Origin of the sequence: Pedobacter soli (assembly GCF_900101435.1) — a bacterium.
In the GTDB taxonomy this organism is placed as follows: domain Bacteria; phylum Bacteroidota; class Bacteroidia; order Sphingobacteriales; family Sphingobacteriaceae; genus Pedobacter; species Pedobacter soli.
In genome coordinates this window covers 1-24,642 of sequence record NZ_FMZH01000023.1, presented here as the reverse complement: position 1 = coordinate 24,642, position 24,642 = coordinate 1, and the positions used below count along the sequence as shown (strand labels likewise).

The window sequence follows — 24,642 nt, the reverse complement described above, 5'->3', positions numbered from 1 at the left end:
GATTGAGGCATTTAGCATCACTGCTAAATGTTTCTTCTCCTGTAATCGCGCTTACTCTTGACAGAACTCATTCAGATCTCCCGGGGTAAGACAATCTACTTCCTATGGATGTGGCCCCTGTATCTACGTAATAGTCCCCGTGCAGTATTGGGCTTCTGTTTGTTTAGCAACATCACCCGGACTAGATCCGCCTCATATACAGTTTCTGTTCGTAAGCCCCCATTTTTGCCTCGGACTTCCTTCAGATTCGCAGTCGCCCACGACACCCTTGTCTTAAGCTAACACTTCCTACTGCAAAGCGTGTTCGGGACTTGAACCCTATAGTTGATTGCCATGCCCGGCGCACTAAACAAAAAAACCCCGGCAAAATGCCGGGGTTTCAATTATCATGCGCTTAAATATTAAGCTTCTACTTCTTCTTGTTTCGAAGCCAATAATTTGTCGTATTCTTCTTGAGAACCTACAATGATACGCTCGTAACCACGTACACCAGTACCTGAAGGGATTAAGTGACCTACGATCACGTTTTCTTTCAAGCCTAACATGTTATCGCGTTTACCTGCAATCGCTGCCTCATTTAATACTTTCGTAGTTTCCTGGAACGAAGCCGCAGAAATGAACGATTTAGTACCTAATGATGCACGGGTAATACCTTGTAGAATTGAACTGGCAGTTGCCGGTCTTGCATCTCTCACCGTAATCTGTTTTAAATCTTTACGTTTTAACTGAGAATTTTCGTCTCTTAATTTACGTAATGATACAATCTGACCTGGTTTGAATTCAGTCGAATCACCTGCGTCTTCAACAACTTTCTTGTCGTACATCGCATCGTTTTCTTCTGAGAAGTCCCAACGATCTACCGCGTTGTTTTCTAAGAAAATAGTATCTCCCGGATCCTCGATGTGAACTTTCTGCATCATCTGGTGAACAATCACCTCGAAGTGCTTATCGTTAATTTTCACACCTTGTAAACGGTAAACCTCCTGGATACCATTTACTAAGTATTCCTGAACAGCTGCAGGGCCTTTAATTGCAAGGATATCAGCCGGAGAAATTGAACCATCAGATAATGGCATACCTGCTTTCACAAAGTCGTTATCCTGTACAAGGATGTGTTTCGACAATGGAACAAGGTATTTTTTAACTTCACCATCTTTCGATTCGATTGTAATTTCGCGGTTACCACGTTTAACGCCACCTAAAGTTACCACACCATCAATTTCGGTTACTACAGCCGGGTTAGATGGGTTACGGGCTTCAAATAGTTCGGTTACACGAGGTAAACCACCCGTAATATCTCGGGTTTTACCAGTTGCACGCGGGATTTTAGCAATAATCTGACCAGTTTGGATGGATTCACCTTCATCAACTGAAACGTGAGCTCCTACCGGAATGTTATAACCTTTGATAAATTCACCTTTTTTGTCAACAATCTGAACTGAAGGGTTTTTAGTTTTATCACGGGTATCGATAATTACTTTTTCGCGGTGACCAGTTTGCTCATCAGATTCTTCACGGTAAGTTACACCATCGATAATGGCATCGAATTGTGCTTTACCGGCAAACTCTGAAAGGATAACCGCGTTGTACGGATCCCACGAACAAATTTTATCGCCTTTAGTTACTTTATCGCCTTCTTTAACGAATAAATATGCACCGTAAGGAATGTTGTTGGTTACGATCACACGACCGCTTCCTGGCTCAACAATTCTAAACTCACCTGAACGGCCCAATACAACCTGTACGGTACCATCTTCAGTTTGTGTATCTACAGTACGAATGTTTTCGAACTCAACCACACCATCAAACTTAGCTACGATGTTAGATTCTGCAGCAATGTTTGATGCAGTACCACCCACGTGGAAAGTACGAAGTGTTAACTGTGTACCCGGCTCACCGATTGACTGTGCTGCAATTACACCAACTGCCTCACCTCTTTGAACACGTTTACCAGACGCTAAGTTACGGCCATAACATAAGGCACAAACACCACGTTTAGACTCGCAGGTTAATACCGAACGGATTTCGATACCTTCAAGCGGCGATTCTTCAATTGTTTTAGCTACATCTTCATCAATATCCTGACCAGCAGCTACCAATAACTCACCACTTAAAGGATTGTACACATCGTGTAATGATGTACGACCTAAAATACGCTCGTATAATGGTTCAACAATATCTTCGTTATCTTTCAATGCGGTTGTGTACATACCTCTTAAAGTACCACAATCCTCATCGTTAACAATCATATCCTGAGCAACGTCATGCAAACGACGGGTTAAGTAACCCGCATCGGCAGTTTTTAAGGCCGTATCGGCCAAACCTTTACGCGCACCGTGTGTAGAGATGAAGTACTCTAATACCGATAAACCCTCTTTAAAGTTTGATAAAATCGGGTTTTCAATGATATCGCCACCTGAACCTGATTTTTGAGGCTTAGCCATCAAACCACGCATACCGCAAAGCTGACGAATCTGCTCTTTAGATCCACGTGCTCCCGAGTCAAGCATCATGTAAACCGAGTTAAAGCCCTGGTTATCTGACGATAACTGAGTCATAACGAAAGTAGTTAACCTGTTGTTGATACGGGTCCAGATATCGATAATCTGGTTGTAACGTTCGTTGTTGGTAATGAAACCCATGTTATAGTTGTTTCTTACCTCTTCAACTTCTGCTGCAGCCTGCTCTAATAATGTATGTTTCTCTACCGGAATGTTTACGTCTTGTAAGTTGAACGATAAACCTCCCTGGAACGCCATTTTGAAACCTAATTCTTTGATATCATCAAGGAACTGAGAAGCACGTGCCATACCAGTCATTTTAACTACTTCACCGATAATATCTCTTAACGATTTTTTAGTTAATAACTCGTTGATATAACCCACTTCTTCCGGAACCAACTGGTTGAATAATACTCTACCAACAGTAGTTTCGGTTAATTTGTTAGCGATAGTGCCATCAGCTTGTTTCACATTTACCCTTACTTTGATAAATGCGTGCAAGTCTAATTCTTTCTCGTTATAAGCAATAATTACTTCTTCCGGAGAATAAAAAGCAGAATCCTGTCCTTTAACCACTCTTGTTTCATCAGTTCTGCGGCCTTTAGTAATATAATAAAGCCCAAGGACCATGTCCTGAGAAGGTACGGTAATTGGAGTACCGTTCGCAGGGTTTAAGATGTTGTGTGCAGCCAGCATTAATACCTGGGCTTCCAAAATTGCTGCGTTACCTAGTGGTAAGTGGACAGCCATCTGGTCACCGTCAAAATCGGCGTTGAATGCGGTACAAACTAATGGGTGTAACTGGATTGCTTTTCCTTCAATTAGTTTTGGCTGGAAAGCCTGGATACCTAATCTGTGAAGAGTAGGTGCACGGTTTAATAATACCGGGTGACCTTTTAATACGTTCTCCAGGATATCCCAAACTAAAGGATCTTTTCTATCTACAATTTTCTTAGCTGATTTAACTGTTTTTACCACACCACGTTCAATCATCTTACGGATGATGAATGGTTTGTAAAGCTCAGCAGCCATATCTTTAGGAATACCGCACTCGTGTAATTTAAGGCTAGGCCCTACAACAATTACCGAACGTGCCGAGTAATCCACACGTTTACCCAATAAGTTCTGACGGAAACGACCTTGTTTACCTTTCAAAATATCTGAAAGTGATTTTAAGGCACGGTTACCTTCAGTTTTTACCGCGTTAACTTTACGTGAGTTATCGAATAACGAATCTACAGCTTCCTGTAACATACGTTTTTCGTTACGTAAAATTACCTCTGGTGCTTTAATCTCGATCAAACGTTTTAAACGGTTGTTACGGATAATTACACGACGGTATAAATCATTTAAATCTGAAGTAGCGAAACGACCACCTTCTAATGGCACCAACGGACGTAATTCTGGTGGAATAACCGGAACGATTTTAACAATCATCCACTCAGGGCGATTCTCGATACGTGTATTGGCACCACGGAAAGCTTCTACAACCTGAAGACGTTTTAACGCCTCATTTTTACGCTGCTGAGAAGTTTCGTTAGCAGCCTGGTGACGTAAGTCGTAAGATAAAGTATCTAAATCAATACGTTTTAATAAATCTTCTAATGCTTCAGCACCCATTTTGGCGATGAATTTATTAGGATCTTTATCATCCAGGTATTGGTTTTCTTTAGGTAATTTATCTAAGATATCTAAATATTCTTCCTCAGTTAAGAAGTCCATATAGTTGATACCTTCTTCAGCCATTAAGCCTGATTGGATAACTACGTAACGTTCGTAATAGATAATTAAATCTAATTTTTTAGTAGGTAAACCTAATAAATAACCGATTTTGTTTGGTAAAGAACGGAAATACCAGATGTGTGCAACAGGAACCACCAAAGCGATGTGCCCCATACGCTCACGACGTACTTTCTTTTCAGTTACTTCAACACCACAACGATCACAAACAATACCCTTATAACGGATACGTTTGTATTTACCGCAATGACATTCGTAATCTTTTACCGGACCAAAAATACGCTCACAGAACAAACCATCACGCTCAGGTTTGTAAGTACGGTAGTTAATGGTTTCTGGTTTCAACACCTCACCACTTGAACGTTCCAGAATAGTTTCCGGAGACGATAAGCTAATCGTGATTGATGTGAAATTGCTTTTTAATTTATTATCCTTTTTGTAAGACATATCTTTTTGTTTTTAGTAGCAAGTACTTAGTATCAAGTATCAAGATCGGATTACCCGTCTTGCTACTTGATACTTTAATACTCAATACTTAGTCTAACGTAATATCTAAACCTAAACCGCGTAACTCATGTACCAATACGTTAAACGATTCTGGTACACCCGGAGTTGGTAGGTTTTCACCTTTAACAATGGCTTCGTAAGTTTTGGCCCTTCCGATTACATCATCCGACTTAACGGTTAAGATCTCCTGAAGAATATTAGCAGCACCGAATGCTTCTAATGCCCAAACCTCCATCTCACCAAAACGCTGACCACCGAACTGGGCTTTACCACCCAATGGTTGTTGTGTAATCAATGAGTATGGTCCGATTGAACGGGCGTGCATCTTATCATCAACCATGTGACCTAGTTTCAACATGTAGATAATACCTACAGTTGTGGTCTGATCGAAACGCTCACCTGTTAAACCATTGTATAAGTAGGTTTTTCCTGAAGCAGGAACACCCGCTTTAGCAATCCACTCTTCAACCTCATCGTGCGTAGCACCATCAAAAATCGGGGTAGCAAATTTAACACCCAATTCTTTACCGGCCCAGGCCAATACGGTTTCGTAGATCTGACCAAGGTTCATACGTGAAGGTACACCTAGTGGGTTCAACACGATATCAACCGGGCTACCATCAGCTAAGAAAGGCATATCTTCATCACGTACAATACGTGCAACAATACCTTTGTTACCGTGGCGACCTGCCATTTTATCACCTACTTTTAACTTACGTTTTTTAGCAACATAAACTTTTGCCATTTGTACAATACCCGATGGAAGCTCATCACCTACACTGATCGCAAATTTATCGCGTTTGTAAGCTCCAAGTTCTTCGTTAACACGGATACCGTAGTTATGAAGCAACATTTTAATCAGCTCGTTTTTATCATCATCAGTAGTCCATTTGTTAGGGCTAATGTGGTTATAATCAAGCTCTGCTAAAATTTTCTGAGTAAATTTAGCGCCTTTGGCAACCAATAATTCTTTGTAAATGTTAAATACACCTTGCGATGTTTTTCCGTTTACGATAGCGAATAATTTGTCAACCAATTCGTTCTTTAACTTATCAGTTACGGTGTTATAGCCTTTATCTAACTTCTCAATTGCCGATTTTTCTTCAGCTTTGGTAGTTTTCTTAGCACGGCTGAATAATTTAGTATCAATTACCACACCCTGGATTGAAGGAGGAGTTTTTAAAGACGCATCTTTAACATCACCTGCTTTATCACCAAAGATTGCACGTAGTAATTTCTCTTCCGGTGAAGGATCAGACTCACCTTTAGGGGTAATCTTACCAATTAAAATATCACCTTCTTTTACTTCAGCACCGATACGGATAATACCATTTTCATCAAGGTCTTTTGTAGCCTCTTCAGAAACGTTCGGGATATCTGGTGTTAATTCCTCTTCTCCACGTTTAGTATCACGTACTTCTAATTCAAACTCTTCAATATGCAATGAAGTGAAAACGTCATCACGAACAATACGCTCATTGATTACAATCGCATCCTCAAAGTTGAAACCTTGCCAAGGCATGAATGCCACTTTTAAGTTTCTACCCAATGCCAATTCGCCATCTTCAGTAGCATAACCTTCGCATAGTACCTGACCTTTACTAACTTTTTGACCTTTCTTAACGATTGGTTTTAAGTTGATACAGGTATTCTGGTTTGTTTTTTTGAACTTGATTAAACGGTATGTTTTGCTATCACCTTCAAATGAAACTAAACGATCATCTTCGTTACGCTCATATTTAATGGTAATTTCGTTTGCATCTACATATTCTACAACACCGTCACCTTCTGCATTGATCAAAGTTCTTGAATCGCGGGCAACGCGACCTTCCAAACCTGTACCAACGATTGGTGCTTCAGGACGTAACAATGGTACGGCCTGACGTTGCATGTTCGATCCCATCAACGCCCTGTTCGCATCATCATGTTCTAAGAATGGAATTAACGAAGCAGCAATTGAAGTAATCTGGTTAGGTGCAACGTCCATCAAGTCTAATTTCTCAGGCTCGATAATCGGGAAGTCACCCTCGTAACGTGCTTTAACACGTGGCGTAGAGAACACACCTTTATCATCATACTCAGCGTTAGCCTGAGCAATGGTTTTACCATCCTCATCTTCTGCCGATAAATAGATAACGTCTGAATCTACAACTACTTTACCATCTTCAACGCGTTTGTATGGAGTTTCAATGAAACCTAAATTGTTGATTTTTGCATGCACACAAAGTGATGAAATCAAACCAATGTTTGGTCCCTCCGGAGTTTCAATTGTACATAAACGACCGTAGTGCGTGTAGTGAACGTCACGTACCTCGAAACCAGCACGCTCGCGGGATAAACCACCCGGACCTAAAGCTGATAAACGGCGTTTGTGCGTAATCTCTGCCAATGGATTGGTTTGATCCATGAACTGAGATAACTGGTTTGTACCAAAGAAAGAGTTGATTACTGATGATAACGTACGGGCGTTAATCAAATCAGTTGGTGTAAACACCTCATTATCGCGGATGTTCATACGCTCACGGATAGTTCTGGCCATACGGGCTAAACCTACACCGAATTGTGCGTACAACTGCTCACCTACCGTACGTACACGACGGTTTGATAAGTGATCGATATCATCCACCTCTTCTTTAGAGTTGATCAATTTGATCAGGTATTTAACAATTGCAATAATATCTGCTTTCGTTAATACTTTTACATCATCAGGGGTATTCATTTTCAACTTACGGTTGATGCGGTAACGACCAACATCACCTAAATCGTAACGTTTATCCGAGAAGAATAAACGGTCAATGATACCACGGGCAGTTTCCTCATCAGGTGGTTCTGCGTTACGCAAAGCACGGTAGATGTTTTCAACAGCTTCTTTCTCTGAGTTTGATGTATCTTTTTGTAATGTATTATATATAATGGTATAATCGGCCTGGCTAGCTCCATCTTCCTTAGAAAGGATAATGGTTTTAACACCTGCTTCAATAACCATATCGATGTGTTCGTCTTCTAAAACGGTTTCTCTTTCAAGAATCACTTCATTACGGTCGATAGAAACTACCTCACCTGTATCTTCATCTACAAAATCTTCAACCCATTTCTTCAATACCCTTGCAGCCAGTTTACGACCGATGTATTTCTTTAAACCTGATTTACTAACTTTTACTTCGTCAGCAAGATCGAAAAGTTCTAAGATGTCTTTATCAGAATCGTAACCGATAGCACGTAATAAAGTGGTAACCGGGAATTTTTTCTTACGATCGATGTAAGCGTACATTACGTTATTAACGTCTGTAGCAAACTCGATCCATGAACCTTTGAAAGGAATAACACGAGCAGAATACAATTTGGTTCCGTTAGTGTGACGGCTTTGGCCGAAGAACACACCCGGAGAACGGTGTAATTGCGAAACGATAACACGTTCTGCACCGTTGATAACAAATGTACCTTTTGGTGTCATATACGGGATAGTACCTAAATACACATCCTGGATAATGGTTTCAAAATCCTCATGTTCTACATCATTACAAGAAAGCTTAAGCTTTGCTTTTAATGGAACATTGTAGGTTAATCCACGCTCAATACACTCGTGTATATCGTAACGCGGCGGATCAACAAAATAATCAAGAAATTCTAATACGAAGATATTTCTCGAATCTGTTATTGGAAAGTTTTCAGCAAACACTTTGAACAAACCCTCGCTAGAGCGATCGTCTGATGTGGTATCTATCTGGAAAAATTCTCTGAATGATTGCAATTGCACATCCAGAAAATCCGGATAGTCTATAATGTGCTTACTAGTTGCAAAATTTACTCTTTGTTCGACTGTCTTTGCCAATGGACTAAAAGATTTTAGTTTAAGAATAAACTATTTGTTTGGTTCGAATTTCAAACAAGCTCATTAACCAAACAAAATGAGATGTTTATAAACAGGTAAAGACACCGACATTTTCAGTCGGTGTCTAATACATTTTTAGCTTAGCTAAGTTAAGTGATTACTTAATCTCAACTACTGCTCCAGCTTCTTCTAATTGTTTTTTAAGAGCTTCTGCTTCGTCTTTAGCAACACCAGCTTTTAATTCTTTTGGTGCTCCGTCTACTAAGTCTTTAGCTTCTTTCAAACCTAAACCAGTTAAGTCTTTAACAAGTTTTACAACTGCTAATTTCTGACCACCAGCTTCTTTTAAGATTACATCAAAAGATGTTTTTTCTGCAGCAGCAGCAGGTGCATCACCACCAGCAGCAGGACCAGCAACTACAGCAGCAGCTGCAGGCTCAATACCATACTCATCTTTTAAGATTTGAGCTAATTCATTAACTTCTTTAACTGTTAAGTTTACTAATTGCTCAGCAAACGCTTTTAAATCTGCCATTTTATTAAGATTTTAAAAATTTACGTAAAAATAATTTTGTTTAATTTGCGAACTTAAGGTGTTCGTTAACCTTCTCTTTCTTGTAGAGTTTTAACAATTCCTGCAATTTTGCTACCGCCTGATTGAAGTGCAGATAGAACATTTTTAGCTGGTGATTGTAATAATCCAACGATATCTCCGATAAGCTCTTCTCTTGATTTCAAGCTTACTAAGTTATTTAATTGGTCATCGCCAACGTATACTGATGAATCTATAAATGCTGCTTTAAGCACTGGTTTATCAGATGTTTTTCTCAAAGCTTTAATCAACTTAGCCGGAGCATTAGCTGTTTTTGAGAATAATAATGATGATGAACCTTTTAATGCTTCGTATATCTCAGAAGCGTCGCCTTCTAAACCTTCAATCGCTTTGCGGATTAAAGAGTTTTTAGCAACTTTCATTACGATATCGCCTTCAAAACATTTGCGACGGATGTTATTAATCTGCTCAACAGAAAGGCTAGAAGTATCAGCAATATAAAAATTGCCAAACTCTTGCATTTGTCCTTGTAGTTCTAAAACTACTTCGTTTTTTTCTTCTCTGTTCATGATTAGATCCCCGCTACTGATTTGGTTTCAATTGCAATTCCAGGACTCATTGTAGAAGACACGTGAATGCTCTTAAAATAAGTTCCTTTAGCAGCAGATGGTTTTAGTTTTGAAATCACCTGAATAATTTCAAGTGCGTTCTCATAAATTTTATCTGCCGGGAATGATACTTTTCCTATCGAGGCGTGTATGATACCCGTTTTGTCTACTTTAAAATCAATCTTACCTGCTTTAACCTCAGTTACAGCTTTACCAACTTCGTTAGTAACTGTACCTGACTTTGGGTTAGGCATTAAGTTCCTTGGACCTAAAACACGGCCCAATTTACCTACCTTAGCCATACAAGCTGGTGTAGTGATAATAATGTCTACATCGGTCCAACCACCTTCAATTTTAGCTACATACTCGTCTAAACCTACGAAGTCTGCGCCAGCTGCTTTCGCTTCTTCTTCCTTATCAGGAGTTACCAAAGCTAAAACACGTACAGTTTTACCTGTTCCGTGCGGTAAAGTAGCAATACCACGAACCATTTGATTGGCTTTACGCGGATCTACACCTAAAGATACATCAATATCAACTGAAGCATCGAATTTAGTAGTAGTGATTTCTTTTACCAAAGCAGCAGCATCCTTCAAAGTATAAGCTTTACCAGCTTCTATTTTAGCATGCGCCTTTTTTTGATTTTTAGTTAATTTCGCCACTGTTGTAAACTGTTTTTTAATTAATTTTTCCAGGGTGCATCACCAGATACGGTGATTCCCATACTACGTGCTGTACCAGCAACCATACTCATTGCCGACTCGATTGTAAATGCGTTTAAATCCGGCATTTTATCTTCAGCAATAACTTTGATTTGGTCCCAAGTCACTGAACCAACTTTTTTACGGTTAGGCTCAGCAGAACCACTCTGTAATTTAGTCGCGTCTTTCAACTGAATAGCTACAGGAGGGGTTTTGATGATGAAATCAAATGACTTATCAGCATAAACAGTAATTACAACCGGCAATACTTTACCTGCTTTATCTTGGGTACGAGCATTGTATTGTTTGCAAAACTCCATGATGTTCACCCCTTTAGCACCCAATGCAGGTCCTACCGGTGGCGATGGATTTGCAGCTCCGCCTTTGATCTGTAATTTGATCATCGCACTGATTTCTTTTGCCATTTTGTGTTTTTTATTTATTTAAAACTCAATGTTAAATAGTGGAAGCATGTAACATTTTATTTCCTTAGAGCTCCTATAAAGCTTAAAGGACTGCAAAGATATGGATTAACTTACAGTAAAACAATAGTATCGATAAAAAATAATTTTAATTATTTCGTATTCTGTTAAATTATCAATCTTCCTGAAAGACTGAGGTTAATAAGTAAGCTGCATTTAACTATCAACAAGAAGGGTGTTATTGTTAGTATTCTAAAGTTATCGCATAAAAAAACCCCGGATTAACCGGGGTTTCTAAATATCTTATTAATTGCTTACTCTTTTTCTACCTGCATGTAATTCAACTCAAGCGGAGTTTTACGGCCGAAGATTTTAACCATTACTTTCAGTTTTTTCTTCTCTTCGTTTACCTCTTCGATAATACCAGAGAAACCGTTGAAAGGTCCGTCCATTACTTTGATGTTTTCGCCAACATAGTAAGGTACATTCATGGTTTCGCCTTGCTCACTCATTTCATCAACCACACCTAAAATGCGGTTAACTTCTGCCTGGCGCATTGGAATTGGATTACCGGCTTTATCGCCAAGGAAACCAATTACACTATTGATACCTTTAATGATGTGCTCTAACTCACCGTCTAAGGTGGCTTCGATTAACACATAACCAGGGTAAAAGTTACGTTCTTTGGCAATTTTTTTACCGTCTTTCATTTGGTAATATTTTTCCATCGGGATTAACACCTGAGGAACCAAATGAGAGAAACCTAAACGGCTGATCTCAGCATCAATGTACTGTTTTACTTTCTTTTCTTTACCGCTTACCGCCCTTACAACGTACCACTTTAGATCGCTCATTCGTAAATATTAATTAGAAAGTGATTTATAAAAAGTATCTAACACAAATGTAGATCCTTTGTCCATTGCAAAAATTACCAATGCAATAATTAAAGAAGCCACCAATACCAGAATTGCAGAACTTTGCAGTTCGCCCCATGTAGGCCAGGTAACCTTCTGGGTCATTTCATCGTACGATTCTTTTATAAACTCAACTACTTTAGCCATATTTATTATAATGATTAAATGATTGAGCTAGTGAGAGACTGGATGTAAAATACATTCAATCATTAAAAATTCACTAATTCAATCATTATTTTGGCACGGGAACAAGGATTCGAACCCTGATCAAAGGTTTTGGAGACCTCTATTCTACCGTTGAACTATTCCCGTGTATTTTAAAAAGAGCTAGCCTGAACCAGCTCTTTTTGTATTGTTGCAGCTTAAAATTAAGCTAAGATTTCAGTTACCTGACCAGCACCTACTGTTCTACCACCTTCACGGATAGCGAAACGTAGACCTTTTTCCATTGCAATCGCGTTAATTAACTTAACAGTGATTGTAACGTTATCACCTGGCATTACCATTTCAGTTCCTTCAGCTAGTGAGATCTCACCAGTTACGTCTGTGGTACGGAAATAGAATTGAGGACGATATTTGTTGAAGAATGGAGTGTGACGACCACCTTCTGCTTTTGATAATACATAGATCTCAGCTTTGAAATCAGTGTGAGGAGTTACTGAACCTGGTTTACAGATTACCATACCACGACGGATATCAGTTTTCTCAATACCACGTAACAATAAACCTACGTTATCACCAGCCTCACCGTAATCTAAGATTTTACGGAACATCTCAACACCAGTTACTGTAGATTTTAAGTTCTCAGCACCCATACCTAAGATCTCAACTGGATCTCCAGAGTTGATTACACCACGCTCAATACGACCAGTAGCAACAGTACCACGACCAGTGATTGAGAATACGTCTTCAACAGGCATTAAGAAAGGAAGATCAGTTAAACGTGGAGGAATTGGAATGTAGCTATCTACAGCATCCATTAATTCCATGATTTTACCAACCCATTTAGCATCTCCGTTTAATCCACCTAAAGCAGAACCTTGGATTACTGGAATATCATCACCTGGGAATTCGTAGAATGATAATAATTCACGAACTTCCATTTCAACTAGTTCTAATAATTCTGGATCATCAACCATATCCACTTTGTTCATGAATACAACTAATGAAGGCACACCAACCTGACGAGCTAACAAGATGTGCTCACGAGTTTGTGGCATTGGACCATCAGTAGCAGCAACAACGATAATTGCACCGTCCATTTGAGCAGCACCAGTAACCATGTTTTTCACGTAATCCGCGTGACCTGGACAGTCAACGTGTGCATAGTGACGGTTAGCTGTTGAATACTCAACGTGAGCTGTATTGATAGTGATACCTCTTTCTTTTTCCTCTGGAGCAGAGTCAATAGAATCGAATGAACGTGCCTCAGTTAAACCAGCATCAGCTAAAACTTTTGTAATAGCCGCTGTTAAAGTTGTTTTACCGTGATCCACGTGACCAATTGTACCGATGTTTAAGTGCGGTTTACTGCGGTCAAATTTTTCTTTTGCCATTTTATTTATAACTAATTAGTAGGTTAACTTTTTATTATTTCTTATTTATTGTTTTTTCAACACAAAAAACCTTGTTACTCCGCCTAAACAGATTTAACAAAGCTTTATTATACCTGAGCCAACTATGGGAATTGAACCCACGACCTCTTCCTTACCAAGGAAGTGCTCTACCGCTGAGCTAAGTCGGCTTTTAGTTTTCAGTTTCAGCATTTGGCTTTAATTTCAAAACCTTATTCCTTAACTGCCCACTTTCTAATTTATTGGAGCGGAAGACGAGGTTCGAACTCGCGACCTATAGCTTGGAAGGCTATCGCTCTACCAACTGAGCTACTTCCGCTTTTAAAAAATTAGTGATTGATTGAACGAATGAATGACCGGTCTGATCAGTAAAACATTTGGTCATTCATTCATTTAAAGTGTGGGGAGAGAAGGATTCGAACCTTCGAAGTCTTACGACAACAGAGTTACAGTCTGTCCCATTTGGCCGCTCTGGTATCTCCCCAACTTTATCTTAAAATGCTAACACTTTAAAATAAAAAGAGCCTCCTATCGGAATCGAACCAATGACCTACTGATTACAAGTCAGTTGCTCTACCAGCTGAGCTAAGGAGGCTTTAAATTTTGTGCAATGATACGAAAAATCTTCATTTTTCATACTATTAGCGTGTATTTTTAAAACTTTTATCTTTTTAAAGAACAACCCTTTTCTTGTTGGCGTAACGCCCTTTCCGAAAGGGAATGCAAATATACACACTTATATTTCACTTCAAAATAAATTTGAAAAAAAATGGAGAAGTTTTTTCGTCCATTTCATTAAACCGGCCGAATTGGCTTAGTAATCAACCGCTTAAAATTGAATATTTTTTTCACTTTTTTTCGCTCCATTTTCTAAAAAACCAGGCTTTACGAATAACAACCAGAATACTCACCTGAAATAAGCAACCAAATAATTTTCAAAAAAAATAAAATTGCCCTGCTTTAGTTCATTTTTTATTCAAAAACCAAATGAATTAATTGAAATCAGGGGCAAAAAAAATATAATTTTTGATCAATCATGCCCGTTGAATGCATCTTTTTTTCGATCAAAAACTGTTCATTTTAAAAAAATCACCTCACCTTTTCACAAAAAAGCAGTGCATTTTAAATTGCACTGCTTCCTTTTTTATTAATTTTCTACTTAGTATTAATAATCTGCTGCTTCGCTTTCGCTTAAAATGGCTTTATGCTCACTTAATTTTGCACGCGTTTTATCCTTATGTTTCGTAATTTGCTTTCTTAACGATTCGATAGCCAGGTCGGTGGCTTCTTCAAATGATTTACATTGTTCTTTAGCGAATAAGGTCCCTCCTGGCACAATAAGTTTAATCTCACTGATTTTATTGGCTTCATCCTCTACGTTCTCTAACTTTAAATACACTTCGCCGCTAATGATCTGATCAAAAAACTGATCGAGTTTATTTGCTTTTTTCTGGATAAAGTCTAACAACTTACTGTCTGCATTGAAATGGATTGATTGAACTCCGATTTTCATTTTTCCTCCTTTTTTTACGCCTTTGGGTGGGCTTGTTTATAAATTGTTTTTAATCTTTCGATCGAATTATGGGTGTAAACCTGTGTGGCCGCTAAACTGGCGTGGCCTAATAATTCTTTTATTGCATTTAAATCTGCTCCTGCATTTAACAGGCTTGTTGCATAGCTATGCCGCAACACATGTGGACTTTTCTTTTCATGGGTTGATACGTGTTTTAGGTATTCGGTAACAATGCGGTATATTAATTTCGGATATGCCGCGGCACCTGTATTGGTAACGATTAAGATAAGCAAATTGTTATTAAAGTTTTGCAACTTTTTTTGTTCGATATAGGTATTTAGCTGATTGATAAGCGATTTATTTATTGGGATAATGCGCTCCTTGTTTCTTTTACCCAAAACTTTGATCGTGCCCGAGTAAACATCTATATCGGTATCCTTTAATTGTAGTAATTCAGTTAAACGTATCCCAGTACCAAAAAGCAGCTCAATCACTACGTGGTTGCGTACGGAAGGGAAACTGGTATCAAAATAATGGTCAGAATCCAGTAAATGATCCATTTTTTGCGCATCAACAAACACCGGCAGTCTTTTGGGAATTTTAGGCGCCTTAATTAAAACGGTAGGGTTTTGATCTATCTTCCCTTCCCTAAGTAAAAATTTGTAAAAACTGCGTATGGCCGATATTTTACGGTTGATAGTGGTTTCGGCATTTTCCTGTTCCATTAAATCAACCAGGTAGCTCCTGAGGTGGGTATGTTTTACCGCTAAAAACTGAAGCTCGAATGTATTTTGGATATACCCTTCAAACTGTTCTAAATCGGCTTGATAAGAAGTAACGGTGTGCTGAGAATAGCGTTTCTCGTGAGTTAAATATGTGATAAAACTTTTTAGCAACATGCCATATCATTTTGAGCGGGTACTGATATGAAGTTACAAATAGTTTTGATATAAAGAAATCATTAATTAATTGTTTATTGTAAAGTTTTCGATTCCTTTAAAAACAAAAAAGCTCTCCCGATTTACATCCGGAGAGCTTTTATATATTATATCGTAAACAACTATGCAGTTGTATCTTGATTCATATTCTGAATGTAAACAGCATGTTTAATTTCAGTACGACGAGTAACAGATTTCTTCTCGTATGCCTGACGGCTACGTAGTTCTCTTAACACACCAGTTTTTTCAAACTTTTTCTTGAAACGTTTAAGGGCTTTATCTAATGATTCGCCGTCTTTAATGTTGATAATGATCATAACGCTGAAATACCTCCTCTCGTGGTTTTTAAATTTATCCGTGTTATCGGGGCTGCAAATGTAAGTAAATTATTGAAAATGAGAAAGCTTTTTTAAAAGAATTTTTATTAAAATCATTAGCCCAATTAAACTGTTCTTTACTTACATTTAACTAAACTATTTATACTATGACAACAGGCAAAAAAGCAATCACCATTATTGCAGTAGTAATTGTTCTCTTACTGGCAGCAATCTGTTATTACCGTTACTTCTTCGTTTTCGGCGAAGGTGTTAAAGCCGGCGAATTAAATTACGTAGTAAAAAAAGGCTACATCTTTAAAACCTACGAAGGAAAACTAATCCAAAGCGGTATTAAATCGCGCCAAACCGGAACTGTACAGAACAATGAATTCGAATTTTCTATTGCCAATAAAGCAATCGCCGATAAAATGATGGCCAATAGCGGTAAATTTTACGAGCTACATTATAAAGAATATAAAAATACCCTACCATGGCCCGGCTTTAGCGTATATGTAGTGGATAGTATTTTAACAAGCAAGGATATTCAATGAGCAGAAAGAAGCTGAAAGTCCAAAGACTAAAGCAGAAAGCAAGATCCTGAAATAAGCTAAAAGCGCAAAGACCAAAGCGGAAAGCTTAGATGCCCTTAAATGTCTTAGGTGGTGAAAAAGACTTAAGCGCTTTACGCTTCAAACTGGCTTCATGCCCGGCAGCTTTGGTCTTTAAGCTTTAGTCTTTCCGCTTAAAAATTAGCTTTTCTTCTTCGGTACCTTCGCACCTTCTTTTCGTGCTTCTGATAAACCGATCGCTATAGCCTGTTTTTTAGAGGTCACTTTTTTACCTGATCCACTTTTCAATTTCCCTTCTTTCATTTCGTGCATGGTTTTTTCTACTTTCTCACCAGCTTTTTCTGAATACTTTGCCATATGCTTTGTTCATTAGTCATTAGTTCAATGGTTCATTTGTTTATTCGCCATTGGTTAATTTGTCCATTGCCCACTGTCCATTGGTTATTGTACATTGATTATCTCTAATTGGTCATTGGTCATTGGTCATTGGTCATTGGTCATTGGTCATTAAAAAAACATAAGATTAAGCAGGCTGGTTTTATAAATTTTAAATAAAAAAATCCGGAGGTAGTTAAACCGTCCGGATTACTCATAATATATTTGGTTTGTTGTTTCTTTAATAGTGTGAAGTTGCTTTGGTCTTTAAGCTTTAGTCTTTCTGCTTAACTTAAAACTTCCCGGGCAATCACAATCTTCTGTATTTCCGATGTCCCCTCGCCTATGGTGCATAATTTACTGTCGCGGTAAAACTTCTCTACCGGGAAATCTTTGGTGTAACCATAACCGCCAAAAATCTGAACAGCCTCTGTTGCTACTTTTACCGAAACCTCCGAGGCAAAATATTTAGCCATGGCTGCTTCCTTTGTCATGGGCAGGTGCCTGTTTTTTAAATCTGCCGCCTGGCGGATCAATAATTCGGCCGCCTCAATTTCAGTTGCCATATCGGCCAGCTTAAAACTAATGGCCTGAAAGTTCGAAATTGGCTGACCAAATTGCTGGCGTTGTTTCGAGTAAGCTACAGCAGCATCAAAAGCTCCCCTGGCAATCCCAAGTGCCAATGCGGCAATCGAGATACGGCCGCCATCCAAAACTTTCATAGCCTGTTTAAAACCTTCGCCAACATTACCCAATAAATTGGCTTTGGGTACACGGCAATTATCAAAAACCATTTCAGTGGTTTCTGAAGCTCGCATGCCCAGTTTATTTTCTTTTTTTCCGGCCGAGAAGCCCGGCGTGCCACGTTCAACCACAATAGCAGAAATCCCTTTAGAACTCCCCTTTTCGCCAGTACGAACCATTACAACTGCAATATCACCGCTTTTACCGTGGGTAATCCAGTTTTTAGCACCATTAATAATATAGTCATCGCCATCCTCAACAGCGGTAGTCATCATTCTTAAGGCATCCGAACCTGTATTGGCTTCGGTTAAGCCCCAGGCGCCAATCCACTCGGCGCTTGCCAGTTTTGGCAGCCATCTTTGTTTTTGTTCTTCGTTGGCAAAAGCCAAAATGTGCCCCGTACATAAAGAATTGTGTGCTGCCAGCGATAAGCCAATTGAGCCACAAACCCGTGCTACCCCAACAATAACATCAACATACTCCTGGTAGCCCAATCCGGCTCCCCCATAAGCTTCGGGCACTAAAACACCCATAACGCCCAGTTCGCCAAGTTGCTTAAACAGTTCAACGGGGAAATGCTGGGTTTCATCCCATTCCATAATATATGGACGAATGTTTTTTTCTGCAAAATCGCTGACCATTGTCCGCACACTTTGCTGAGTTTCTGTTTCCGAAAAATCAAAGCTCACGCTCATCAGGTTTATATTTTAATAGTTAGTTGCAGCAATGATAAACATTTATTTGATAGTTAATTACCATTAAATATTTGCGCAATTGCAGAATGAAATGGTATTTGGTTCAATTAGTTAGGCCTTTAAATTTTAAACCTTCAAATTAGCCGAAAAACTTTTTTTTATTTTTTTTACAACCTTAAGTCCAGTCTGATAAAATCCAGTCAGGCTAAATCTGCATCTGCCACTAAAAAGAAATATAAGGGCTTATCTTATCAATCACTTCCTGATTTAAAAGCACAACCTTTTTTAAATCGTCAATTCCGTTGTAATTACCATGCTGTTTGCGGTATTGGATAATGGCATTAATCTGTTTGAACGACAAATAGGGATTACTTTTTAAATCGTTAAAAACTGCAGTATTGATATTGATGGTTTTAAGAACGGCCTTACCAATTGAAACCTGATCTTTAATTTCAGCATATTTTTGCTCATCCAGGCCATACACCTCCATTAACTGTTCTGTTTTGTAAAATCCACCCAAACGCTCTCGGTATTTAATAATCCGCTTGGCAAAAGTACCTCCTATTCCCTTTATTTCGTCCAGCTGTGCAGAGTCGGCTGTGTTAATATCTACAATTACCGTTTTCTTCACATAAGCTTTCCTTTCAAAGGGGGTAAAACTTTTATCAGCACCGGCAGGTTTTGGCGCTATCTGAACATAAGGCAGCAATTTACGGTACAGCTCAGGCGAAATGGTGTACATTTTCTGAAGATCTTCGGGCTTATAAAACCGGCCACCTTTGCGGGTATAGTTTACAATAGCTGCAGCCTGTTTGGGCGATAATCCAAAACTTTGCCAGCCTTGTACCGGTAAAGTATTGGGATCAAAATTAAAAAAACGAATATTTTTCGGTGTATTGCCACGCTCAGTCCGTTCGCCGGTATAAACCTGGCGTTCTTCATCTAATACCTTTAATTGTTGAATCCGGGATAAAAGTAAAGGGCCGTCTTTTTCAACCGGCTTATAGTAATCATATATAAAAGGTATGGCTTTAATTACAATAATGAGCAGCACCAGAAACAACAAGCCATTGAATTCGCCTTTGCTAAAACCGAAATGTTTGTTGAGCCAAATTCTCATAGATGTGATATGACATGTGTATTATAAATATAAATCTTATTTTTGGGATTGCAAACAGTATAGGTTTTGCCTATCAACGCCACAAAGAATTTATATGAAGATTATTACTACATCTGAGTTTGCGAAAGCAACCAAGATTGATAAGCTGGGTGTACCGGGTTTGGCAGGTTTGATGATGGAGATCATGAAACTGAACGACATTAATGACGTTTTTGCTCAAAACCAGCACTTTAAAGGTTTAGAATTTGTAGATAAAATATTAGAAACCATTGGCGTTTCTATCGAATTTGATGAAGATGATTTAAACAGCATACCCAAAACTGGTCCGTTTATTGCCATTGCCAACCATCCTTACGGTGGTGTTGAAGGCCTTGCCCTGGTTAAGCTTTTATGTACGGTACGCCCCGATGCAAAGGTGATGGTAAACTTCATTTTGAAGAAAATCCCGAACCTGGACGAGTTTTTTGTTGCTGTTAACCCTTTCGAAAACGTGCAGCATTCCTCAAGCATCAGCGGTTTAAAAACAACTTTCGATTTACTTAGAAACGGAACGCCAATTGGAATTTTCCCTGCTGGCGAGGTTTCGACCTTTAAGCTGGATGCACAACAGGTAACCGACAGGATGTGGCATCCTGTGGTTGGAAAACTGATTGCCAAAGCAAAGGTACCGGTAGTTCCTATTTATTTCCATGGTAACAATGGTGTGTTTTTTAATATCCTGAGCTTTATCCACCCTACCCTGCGTACAGCCAAATTACCTTCTGAGTTTTTAAACAAGCATGGCCGTACCATTAAAGTAAGAATTGGTAAACCAATTGCGGTTTCCGAAATTTCGCACATGAACAGCAGCAATAAGCTGATGGACTTTTTAAGGGCCCGTACCTATGCACTGGGAATTGGTTTAGATACCGAGAAAAAACTCTTCAACCCGCTTAATCTGTTCAAAATTAAAAAGAAGGCAGCTGATGTAATTGAAGAAACTTCGCGCGTGCTGATTAAAGGAGAAGTAGATCAGCTGGAAGATTTTAAGGTTTGGACCGAGAAAAACTATGAGGTTTATATTGTTCCGACATTAAAAATCCCGAACATCTTAAGGGAAATTGGCCGCTTGCGCGAAATCACTTTCCGCGAGGTAGGCGAAGGTACCAACAAAAAAATCGACCTAGACAACTACGATATTTACTATAACCACTTGTTTATTTGGGATAAGGACCTTGAAAATATTGTAGGTGCCTACCGTATTGGTAAAGGCGACGAAATTTTAGAAAGCATGGGGCGCCGTGGTTTCTACCTTTCAGAGTTGTTTAAAATGAAAGACCAGTTTTATCCGATGTTGAGACAAGGAATCGAACTGGGCCGCTCATGGATCAGAAAAGAGTACCAGGGTAAGCCGCTTCCATTGTTCTTACTTTGGAAAGGTATTTTGAAATACCTGATTGATAACCCGCAATACCGCTACATGTTTGGTCCGGTAAGTATCAGCAATAATTTTTCGAAGTTTAGTAAGGCACTGATTGTAGATTACATTACCAAAAACCACTTCGATTACGAAATGGCCAAATATGTTAAACCGAGAAATAAATTTAAGGCCGATTTATTGCCCATTGCTACCGATACTTTAGTAGATAGCAGCGAGTCGTTTAAAGACCTGGATAGTATTATTGGCGATATCGAAAACTCGCATATCAAAATACCGGTACTGTTAAGGCAGTACATGAACCTGAATGCGAAGATCATTTCTTTCAATATCGACCCGAAATTTTCCGATTGCCTGGATGGTTTCTTAGTGGTAGATACGCACAACATTCCACCAGAGATGCTGGAAAAACTTGGCAAGAACTTATAATTTTAAGCAATAAAAAAACCCAGACATCCATCTGGGTTTTTTATTATCAACTAACCTAAACTTTATAAATACTAACCAAATATTTATGTCACAAAAGTACAGGCAGCTTGTTAAGCCGGTATTAATGAAATGTTATAAATAAATTTTCTTTTACTGATTCCCCCCCTTCGCTGATAAGCATTCTTAAAACGATTTTTTTCTACCACTACAACAGTATTACTCTTCAGCAGTGTTAATTTTTCATTAAGCTGATTATTGAGCTTAACATAAAGAAATTGTTGCATTTATGTTAATTATAAGTAAATTTAATGTAACCAAATATTAAGGTGGTTTGAAAAGAAGGATTTATACATATTTTTTGAGTGCGTTTTTGTTCGCCTGCCTGTCGTTAAATGCGGTTACGGCAAAGGGACAGAACTACTCTTTTGATTTTTATAATGGCACTTTCAATTTTAGTATCGATTCTACAATTGTTTTTCAAACTGCACAAAAAGCAACCGCCGCCGAAACCGCACAATTTTACAAGTATGTATCGGCAGGCCATTATGAACCTTTAATCAGTGCGTTAAAAAAATACCAGGAGCAGTACGACCTTAACGACTGGATTTATTACCAGCTAATTCGTAAAACAGCAGAACAGATTAGCCCAAAAGCTGATAATTATTTTCGCTATACGTTGTACAAATGGTTTTTATTAAGCAAGTGTGGTTATGATGCAAGGGTAGCCGTGGGTAACGATCAGGTTATTTTTTATGTGAGGAATGAAGAGAACATCAGCGACATTCCGTTTTTCATGATCGATGGCGAAAAGTACATGTGCCTCAATTACCATGATTACGGAAAGCTGTTTAAACAAGCTGATGCTTATAAGCCAGTTAACATCACCATTCCGGAAGCCAAAAATGCTTTTTCGTACAAAGTTACACGCATGCCAGATTTTAAGCCTGAAAATTATGCTGAAAAAGATGTAGAATTTAGCTACCGTCAAAAAATTTACCACTTTAAGTTAAAGGTGAATGAAGACGTACAGGCTATTTTTAAAAACTATCCCGGTGTCGATTTCGAAAGCTACTTTAACATTCCGCTAAGCCGCGAAACCTACAGCTCACTGATTCCGATTTTAAAGAATAATTTAAAAGGTATGGATCAGAAAAAAGGAGTTGATTATCTGATGCGTTTTACCCGGTATGCCTTTTTATATGAGAATGACGAGCAAAACTTTGGGGCAGAAAAAAGACTATCTCCAGAGCAAACCCTGTTAAACAAATACAGCGATTGCGATGACCGGGCCGCGTTGTTTTTTTACCTGGTTAAAGAAATTTATAATTTACCTATGGTGGCCCTGCTCTACCCCACTCACCTCACTATGGCAGTGCAGTTTGATAAACCTGTAGGCGATTTTATTACTTATAAAGGCAAAAAGTATTCCTTCTGCGAACCAACCCCGCAGGCTCAGGATTTAAAAATCGGTCAGCTGGCTGATAAGCTTAAAAACATTAAATACGAGGTTGTTTATGCCTACGAGCCTACGAGGCGTTAAAGCACCACAAAGATTAAGCTTAAGTTAAATTAATATTAAAAAAACATTATCTTATTAATAACAAGTAGATTAACAGCTTATTTACAGTATTTTTATCCTTAAAGGAGAATAACCCATGGCTGCTATCATCTATACTGTTATCAAAGAGTTTTTTGTCGAAATTCATGGCCATCCGGTTAAGGCCCGGATCCTGTCGCCAATTAACAACGATAAAACCTTTACCTTTCAGGTGAGCTCGCATTTTAAAAACACGAGCGAGCAGGAAGCCAATGTACCCGCTTCAACATTTACTTCGTATGCCAATGCTGAACGCCATTTGCTTGGCTACCTCGAAGCCTTCCAAAACACACTGGATTTAGGTGGTGATGTAGCGCCGGGAGTTAATTTCTAAACATTCTCCTTGTCGTCTTTTTCAGGAGGTAGTTCGGCATCTATAGTATCCTTTTCAAACTTCTTTTCATCCTTTTGGTTTTTCCAGATCAGGTAACCAACTAGGAGCACCACCAGTACAATAACGCCTATTAAAATTGGATAATTTATATTCATAACCTTAAGCTTTAACACATCCGCACTAATAAATATACCCATAAATATTTTATGTGTTAACTCATAACGAACAAGTTAACAGAAAGATAATATTGATTTCATTCTTAGTTAACATATCTTTGGGGATATCCATTTTAAGTTCGATGAAAAAAAATAAAGCAAAATCCCGAAACCATTCAGCAAGCAAAAAAGTACGTAAAGAATTAGCATCTAAATTAGCAACAGCCTTCGAAGAGGTGGTTCTTGCTTACGGCAAAACCAAAAAAGCAGATAAAGTGATCGAGAAGTTTGCCAAACAATTAGCTAAAAAAGTAACTATCCCAGCTACGGATGACTCAATAGCCCCGTTTATTAAAGAAGAAAAAACTGTTATTACTCCGGTTAAAGAAAAACCAGTTAAGGTGGTTGCAGCAAAAAAAGCAAAAGCGCCTGTAAAGGAAGTAGAAGCAGAAGCTAAAATCGAGTAAGAAGCAGGGAATTAGTTTCCCTGCTGTCTCCTCACACCACCGTACGTACCGTTCGGTATACGGCGGTTTGTCAGAATAACTTCGTTTGGTGTGTCGTTTTCCAATAGTAATAATTCCCAAATCCGTCAAGCCCAAGCCCCATAAAGAACTTTTTGTTAAGTGTAGTACGTAGTGTGGGACTGTTTGCAGTTCTACAATATCCCTTGCGGGTATTAGCCAGCTGATAAGCCCTTGATTTCACTACGCCCACCTTCATCAGATTCCTGGCTCTGCCCGTTATGCCCTTCCATTGTTTCCAAAGAACAATACGCAGCCTGGTTCTCATCAATTCGTCCAGTTTTTCCATGTATCCCTTTGCATTTGCAATAGAGAAGTAGTTGACCCAACCATGGATGATTTCCTTAAGCTTTGATATCCGTTGATACAATGGAAGGGGCTGATTCCGTTTGGTCTGCTCACGTATTTTCTCTTTGATCGCTCTTAGAGATTTGGATGAAATTCGCATCTTCCATCCCTCTTTGCTACCATAGAATGAAAACCCAAGGAGGTTGCTTTCACTCGGCCTGCTGACCTTACTCTTCATCCTGTTAACCTTCAGTTTCAGCCCGTCTTCCAGATAG

22 protein-coding genes and 5 tRNA genes are annotated in these 24,642 nt (G+C 38.8%); 5 read left to right on the top strand and 22 right to left on the bottom strand.

The window, feature by feature from the left end; translation table 11 throughout:
* Window positions 1-401: 401 nt before the first annotated feature.
* The 17 genes from rpoC to rpsU all read right to left on the bottom strand — a co-directional run bounded on the left by rpoC (window position 402) and on the right by rpsU (window position 16,120).
* Window positions 402-4,688, bottom strand: coding sequence for a DNA-directed RNA polymerase subunit beta' (gene rpoC, locus BLR37_RS24825; RefSeq protein WP_090773379.1), 4,287 nt, complete (start codon window positions 4,686-4,688; stop codon window positions 402-404).
* An 88-nt stretch (window positions 4,689-4,776) separates the two neighbouring features.
* A complete protein-coding gene (rpoB, locus tag BLR37_RS24820) occupies window positions 4,777-8,580 on the bottom strand; it encodes a DNA-directed RNA polymerase subunit beta (RefSeq protein WP_090773377.1) in 3,804 nt (1,267 codons plus the stop codon).
* A gap of 157 nt (window positions 8,581-8,737) precedes the next feature.
* The gene (rplL, locus tag BLR37_RS24815; RefSeq protein WP_010601097.1) at window positions 8,738-9,115 is read right to left on the bottom strand and encodes a 50S ribosomal protein L7/L12; all 378 of its coding nucleotides are present in this window, start codon (window positions 9,113-9,115) and stop codon (window positions 8,738-8,740) included.
* Between the two features lie 65 nt (window positions 9,116-9,180).
* Window positions 9,181-9,702: a 50S ribosomal protein L10 gene (gene rplJ / locus BLR37_RS24810; RefSeq protein ID WP_039482033.1), complete on the bottom strand. Its 522-nt coding sequence runs from the start codon at window positions 9,700-9,702 to the stop codon at window positions 9,181-9,183.
* A gap of 2 nt (window positions 9,703-9,704) precedes the next feature.
* A complete protein-coding gene (gene rplA / locus BLR37_RS24805) occupies window positions 9,705-10,403 on the bottom strand; it encodes a 50S ribosomal protein L1 (protein ID WP_025143259.1) in 699 nt (232 codons plus the stop codon).
* Between the two features lie 20 nt (window positions 10,404-10,423).
* The gene (gene rplK / locus BLR37_RS24800; RefSeq protein ID WP_090773375.1) at window positions 10,424-10,867 is read right to left on the bottom strand and encodes a 50S ribosomal protein L11; all 444 of its coding nucleotides are present in this window, start codon (window positions 10,865-10,867) and stop codon (window positions 10,424-10,426) included.
* Between the two features lie 311 nt (window positions 10,868-11,178).
* On the bottom strand, window positions 11,179-11,718 hold the full coding sequence (gene nusG / locus BLR37_RS24795; RefSeq protein WP_010601093.1) for a transcription termination/antitermination protein NusG: 540 nt from the start codon (window positions 11,716-11,718) through the stop codon (window positions 11,179-11,181).
* 9 nt (window positions 11,719-11,727) lie between these two features.
* Window positions 11,728-11,925, bottom strand: a complete 198-nt coding sequence (gene secE / locus BLR37_RS24790) for a preprotein translocase subunit SecE (protein WP_029279332.1) — start codon at window positions 11,923-11,925, stop codon at window positions 11,728-11,730.
* 91 nt (window positions 11,926-12,016) lie between these two features.
* Window positions 12,017-12,090: transfer RNA gene (locus BLR37_RS24785), tRNA-Trp, on the bottom strand.
* A gap of 56 nt (window positions 12,091-12,146) precedes the next feature.
* Complete coding sequence (gene tuf, locus BLR37_RS24780) at window positions 12,147-13,334, bottom strand: elongation factor Tu (RefSeq protein ID WP_010601091.1); 1,188 nt, start codon at window positions 13,332-13,334, stop codon at window positions 12,147-12,149.
* Between the two features lie 116 nt (window positions 13,335-13,450).
* Window positions 13,451-13,522, bottom strand: a tRNA-Thr gene (locus BLR37_RS24775).
* Window positions 13,523-13,595: 73 nt separating this feature from the next.
* Window positions 13,596-13,671, bottom strand: a tRNA-Gly gene (locus BLR37_RS24770).
* Between the two features lie 82 nt (window positions 13,672-13,753).
* Window positions 13,754-13,836 (bottom strand) — tRNA-Tyr (locus BLR37_RS24765).
* Window positions 13,837-13,874: 38 nt separating this feature from the next.
* Window positions 13,875-13,947, bottom strand: a tRNA-Thr gene (locus tag BLR37_RS24760).
* Window positions 13,948-14,517: 570 nt separating this feature from the next.
* On the bottom strand, window positions 14,518-14,865 hold the full coding sequence (gene hpf / locus BLR37_RS24755; protein WP_039482001.1) for a ribosome hibernation-promoting factor, HPF/YfiA family: 348 nt from the start codon (window positions 14,863-14,865) through the stop codon (window positions 14,518-14,520).
* 14 nt (window positions 14,866-14,879) lie between these two features.
* Window positions 14,880-15,764 (bottom strand): tyrosine-type recombinase/integrase, encoded by an 885-nt coding sequence (locus BLR37_RS24750; protein WP_090773373.1) that lies wholly within the window; start codon window positions 15,762-15,764, stop codon window positions 14,880-14,882.
* A gap of 161 nt (window positions 15,765-15,925) precedes the next feature.
* Window positions 15,926-16,120: a 30S ribosomal protein S21 gene (rpsU, locus tag BLR37_RS24745; RefSeq protein ID WP_090773371.1), complete on the bottom strand. Its 195-nt coding sequence runs from the start codon at window positions 16,118-16,120 to the stop codon at window positions 15,926-15,928.
* A gap of 167 nt (window positions 16,121-16,287) precedes the next feature.
* Here rpsU and BLR37_RS24740 point away from each other — a divergent pair, with 167 nt between their 5' ends.
* Complete coding sequence (locus BLR37_RS24740; protein WP_090773369.1) at window positions 16,288-16,671, top strand: hypothetical protein; 384 nt, start codon at window positions 16,288-16,290, stop codon at window positions 16,669-16,671.
* Window positions 16,672-16,869: 198 nt separating this feature from the next.
* Here the strand turns inward: BLR37_RS24740 and BLR37_RS25475 are convergent, their stop codons facing one another.
* The 3 genes from BLR37_RS25475 to BLR37_RS24730 all read right to left on the bottom strand — a co-directional run bounded on the left by BLR37_RS25475 (window position 16,870) and on the right by BLR37_RS24730 (window position 19,623).
* Window positions 16,870-17,046, bottom strand: coding sequence for a DUF6496 domain-containing protein (locus BLR37_RS25475; protein WP_162996252.1), 177 nt, complete (start codon window positions 17,044-17,046; stop codon window positions 16,870-16,872).
* Between the two features lie 305 nt (window positions 17,047-17,351).
* Window positions 17,352-18,503, bottom strand: coding sequence for an acyl-CoA dehydrogenase family protein (locus BLR37_RS24735; protein WP_090773367.1), 1,152 nt, complete (start codon window positions 18,501-18,503; stop codon window positions 17,352-17,354).
* 223 nt (window positions 18,504-18,726) lie between these two features.
* Entirely contained in the window at window positions 18,727-19,623 is an 897-nt protein-coding gene (locus BLR37_RS24730) for a ComEA family DNA-binding protein (protein ID WP_090773365.1), read from the bottom strand.
* A gap of 94 nt (window positions 19,624-19,717) precedes the next feature.
* Here BLR37_RS24730 and BLR37_RS24725 point away from each other — a divergent pair, with 94 nt between their 5' ends.
* The 3 genes from BLR37_RS24725 (at window position 19,718) to BLR37_RS24715 (ending at window position 23,400) form a co-directional block, all read left to right on the top strand.
* Window positions 19,718-21,469 carry a lysophospholipid acyltransferase family protein gene (locus tag BLR37_RS24725; protein ID WP_039481984.1) on the top strand — a complete coding sequence of 584 codons (1,752 nt, stop codon included), beginning with the start codon at window positions 19,718-19,720 and terminating at the stop codon, window positions 21,467-21,469.
* Between the two features lie 358 nt (window positions 21,470-21,827).
* On the top strand, window positions 21,828-23,009 hold the full coding sequence (locus BLR37_RS24720; RefSeq protein ID WP_244154751.1) for a hypothetical protein: 1,182 nt from the start codon (window positions 21,828-21,830) through the stop codon (window positions 23,007-23,009).
* Between the two features lie 115 nt (window positions 23,010-23,124).
* Entirely contained in the window at window positions 23,125-23,400 is a 276-nt protein-coding gene (locus BLR37_RS24715) for a hypothetical protein (RefSeq protein WP_090773363.1), read from the top strand.
* On the opposite strand, the gene BLR37_RS25470 is transcribed toward BLR37_RS24715, so the two are convergent.
* A complete protein-coding gene (locus BLR37_RS25470; RefSeq protein ID WP_167356679.1) occupies window positions 23,397-23,555 on the bottom strand; it encodes a hypothetical protein in 159 nt (52 codons plus the stop codon). The two genes, BLR37_RS24715 and BLR37_RS25470, sit on opposite strands and share 4 nt — an antisense overlap.
* A gap of 143 nt (window positions 23,556-23,698) precedes the next feature.
* On the opposite strand from BLR37_RS25470, the gene BLR37_RS24705 reads away from it, so the two are divergent.
* Window positions 23,699-24,022, top strand: coding sequence for a hypothetical protein (locus tag BLR37_RS24705; RefSeq protein ID WP_090773359.1), 324 nt, complete (start codon window positions 23,699-23,701; stop codon window positions 24,020-24,022).
* A 70-nt stretch (window positions 24,023-24,092) separates the two neighbouring features.
* On the opposite strand, the gene BLR37_RS24700 is transcribed toward BLR37_RS24705, so the two are convergent.
* A partial coding sequence (locus BLR37_RS24700; protein WP_279615750.1) for a group II intron maturase-specific domain-containing protein occupies window positions 24,093-24,642 on the bottom strand: 550 nt, incomplete at its 5' end.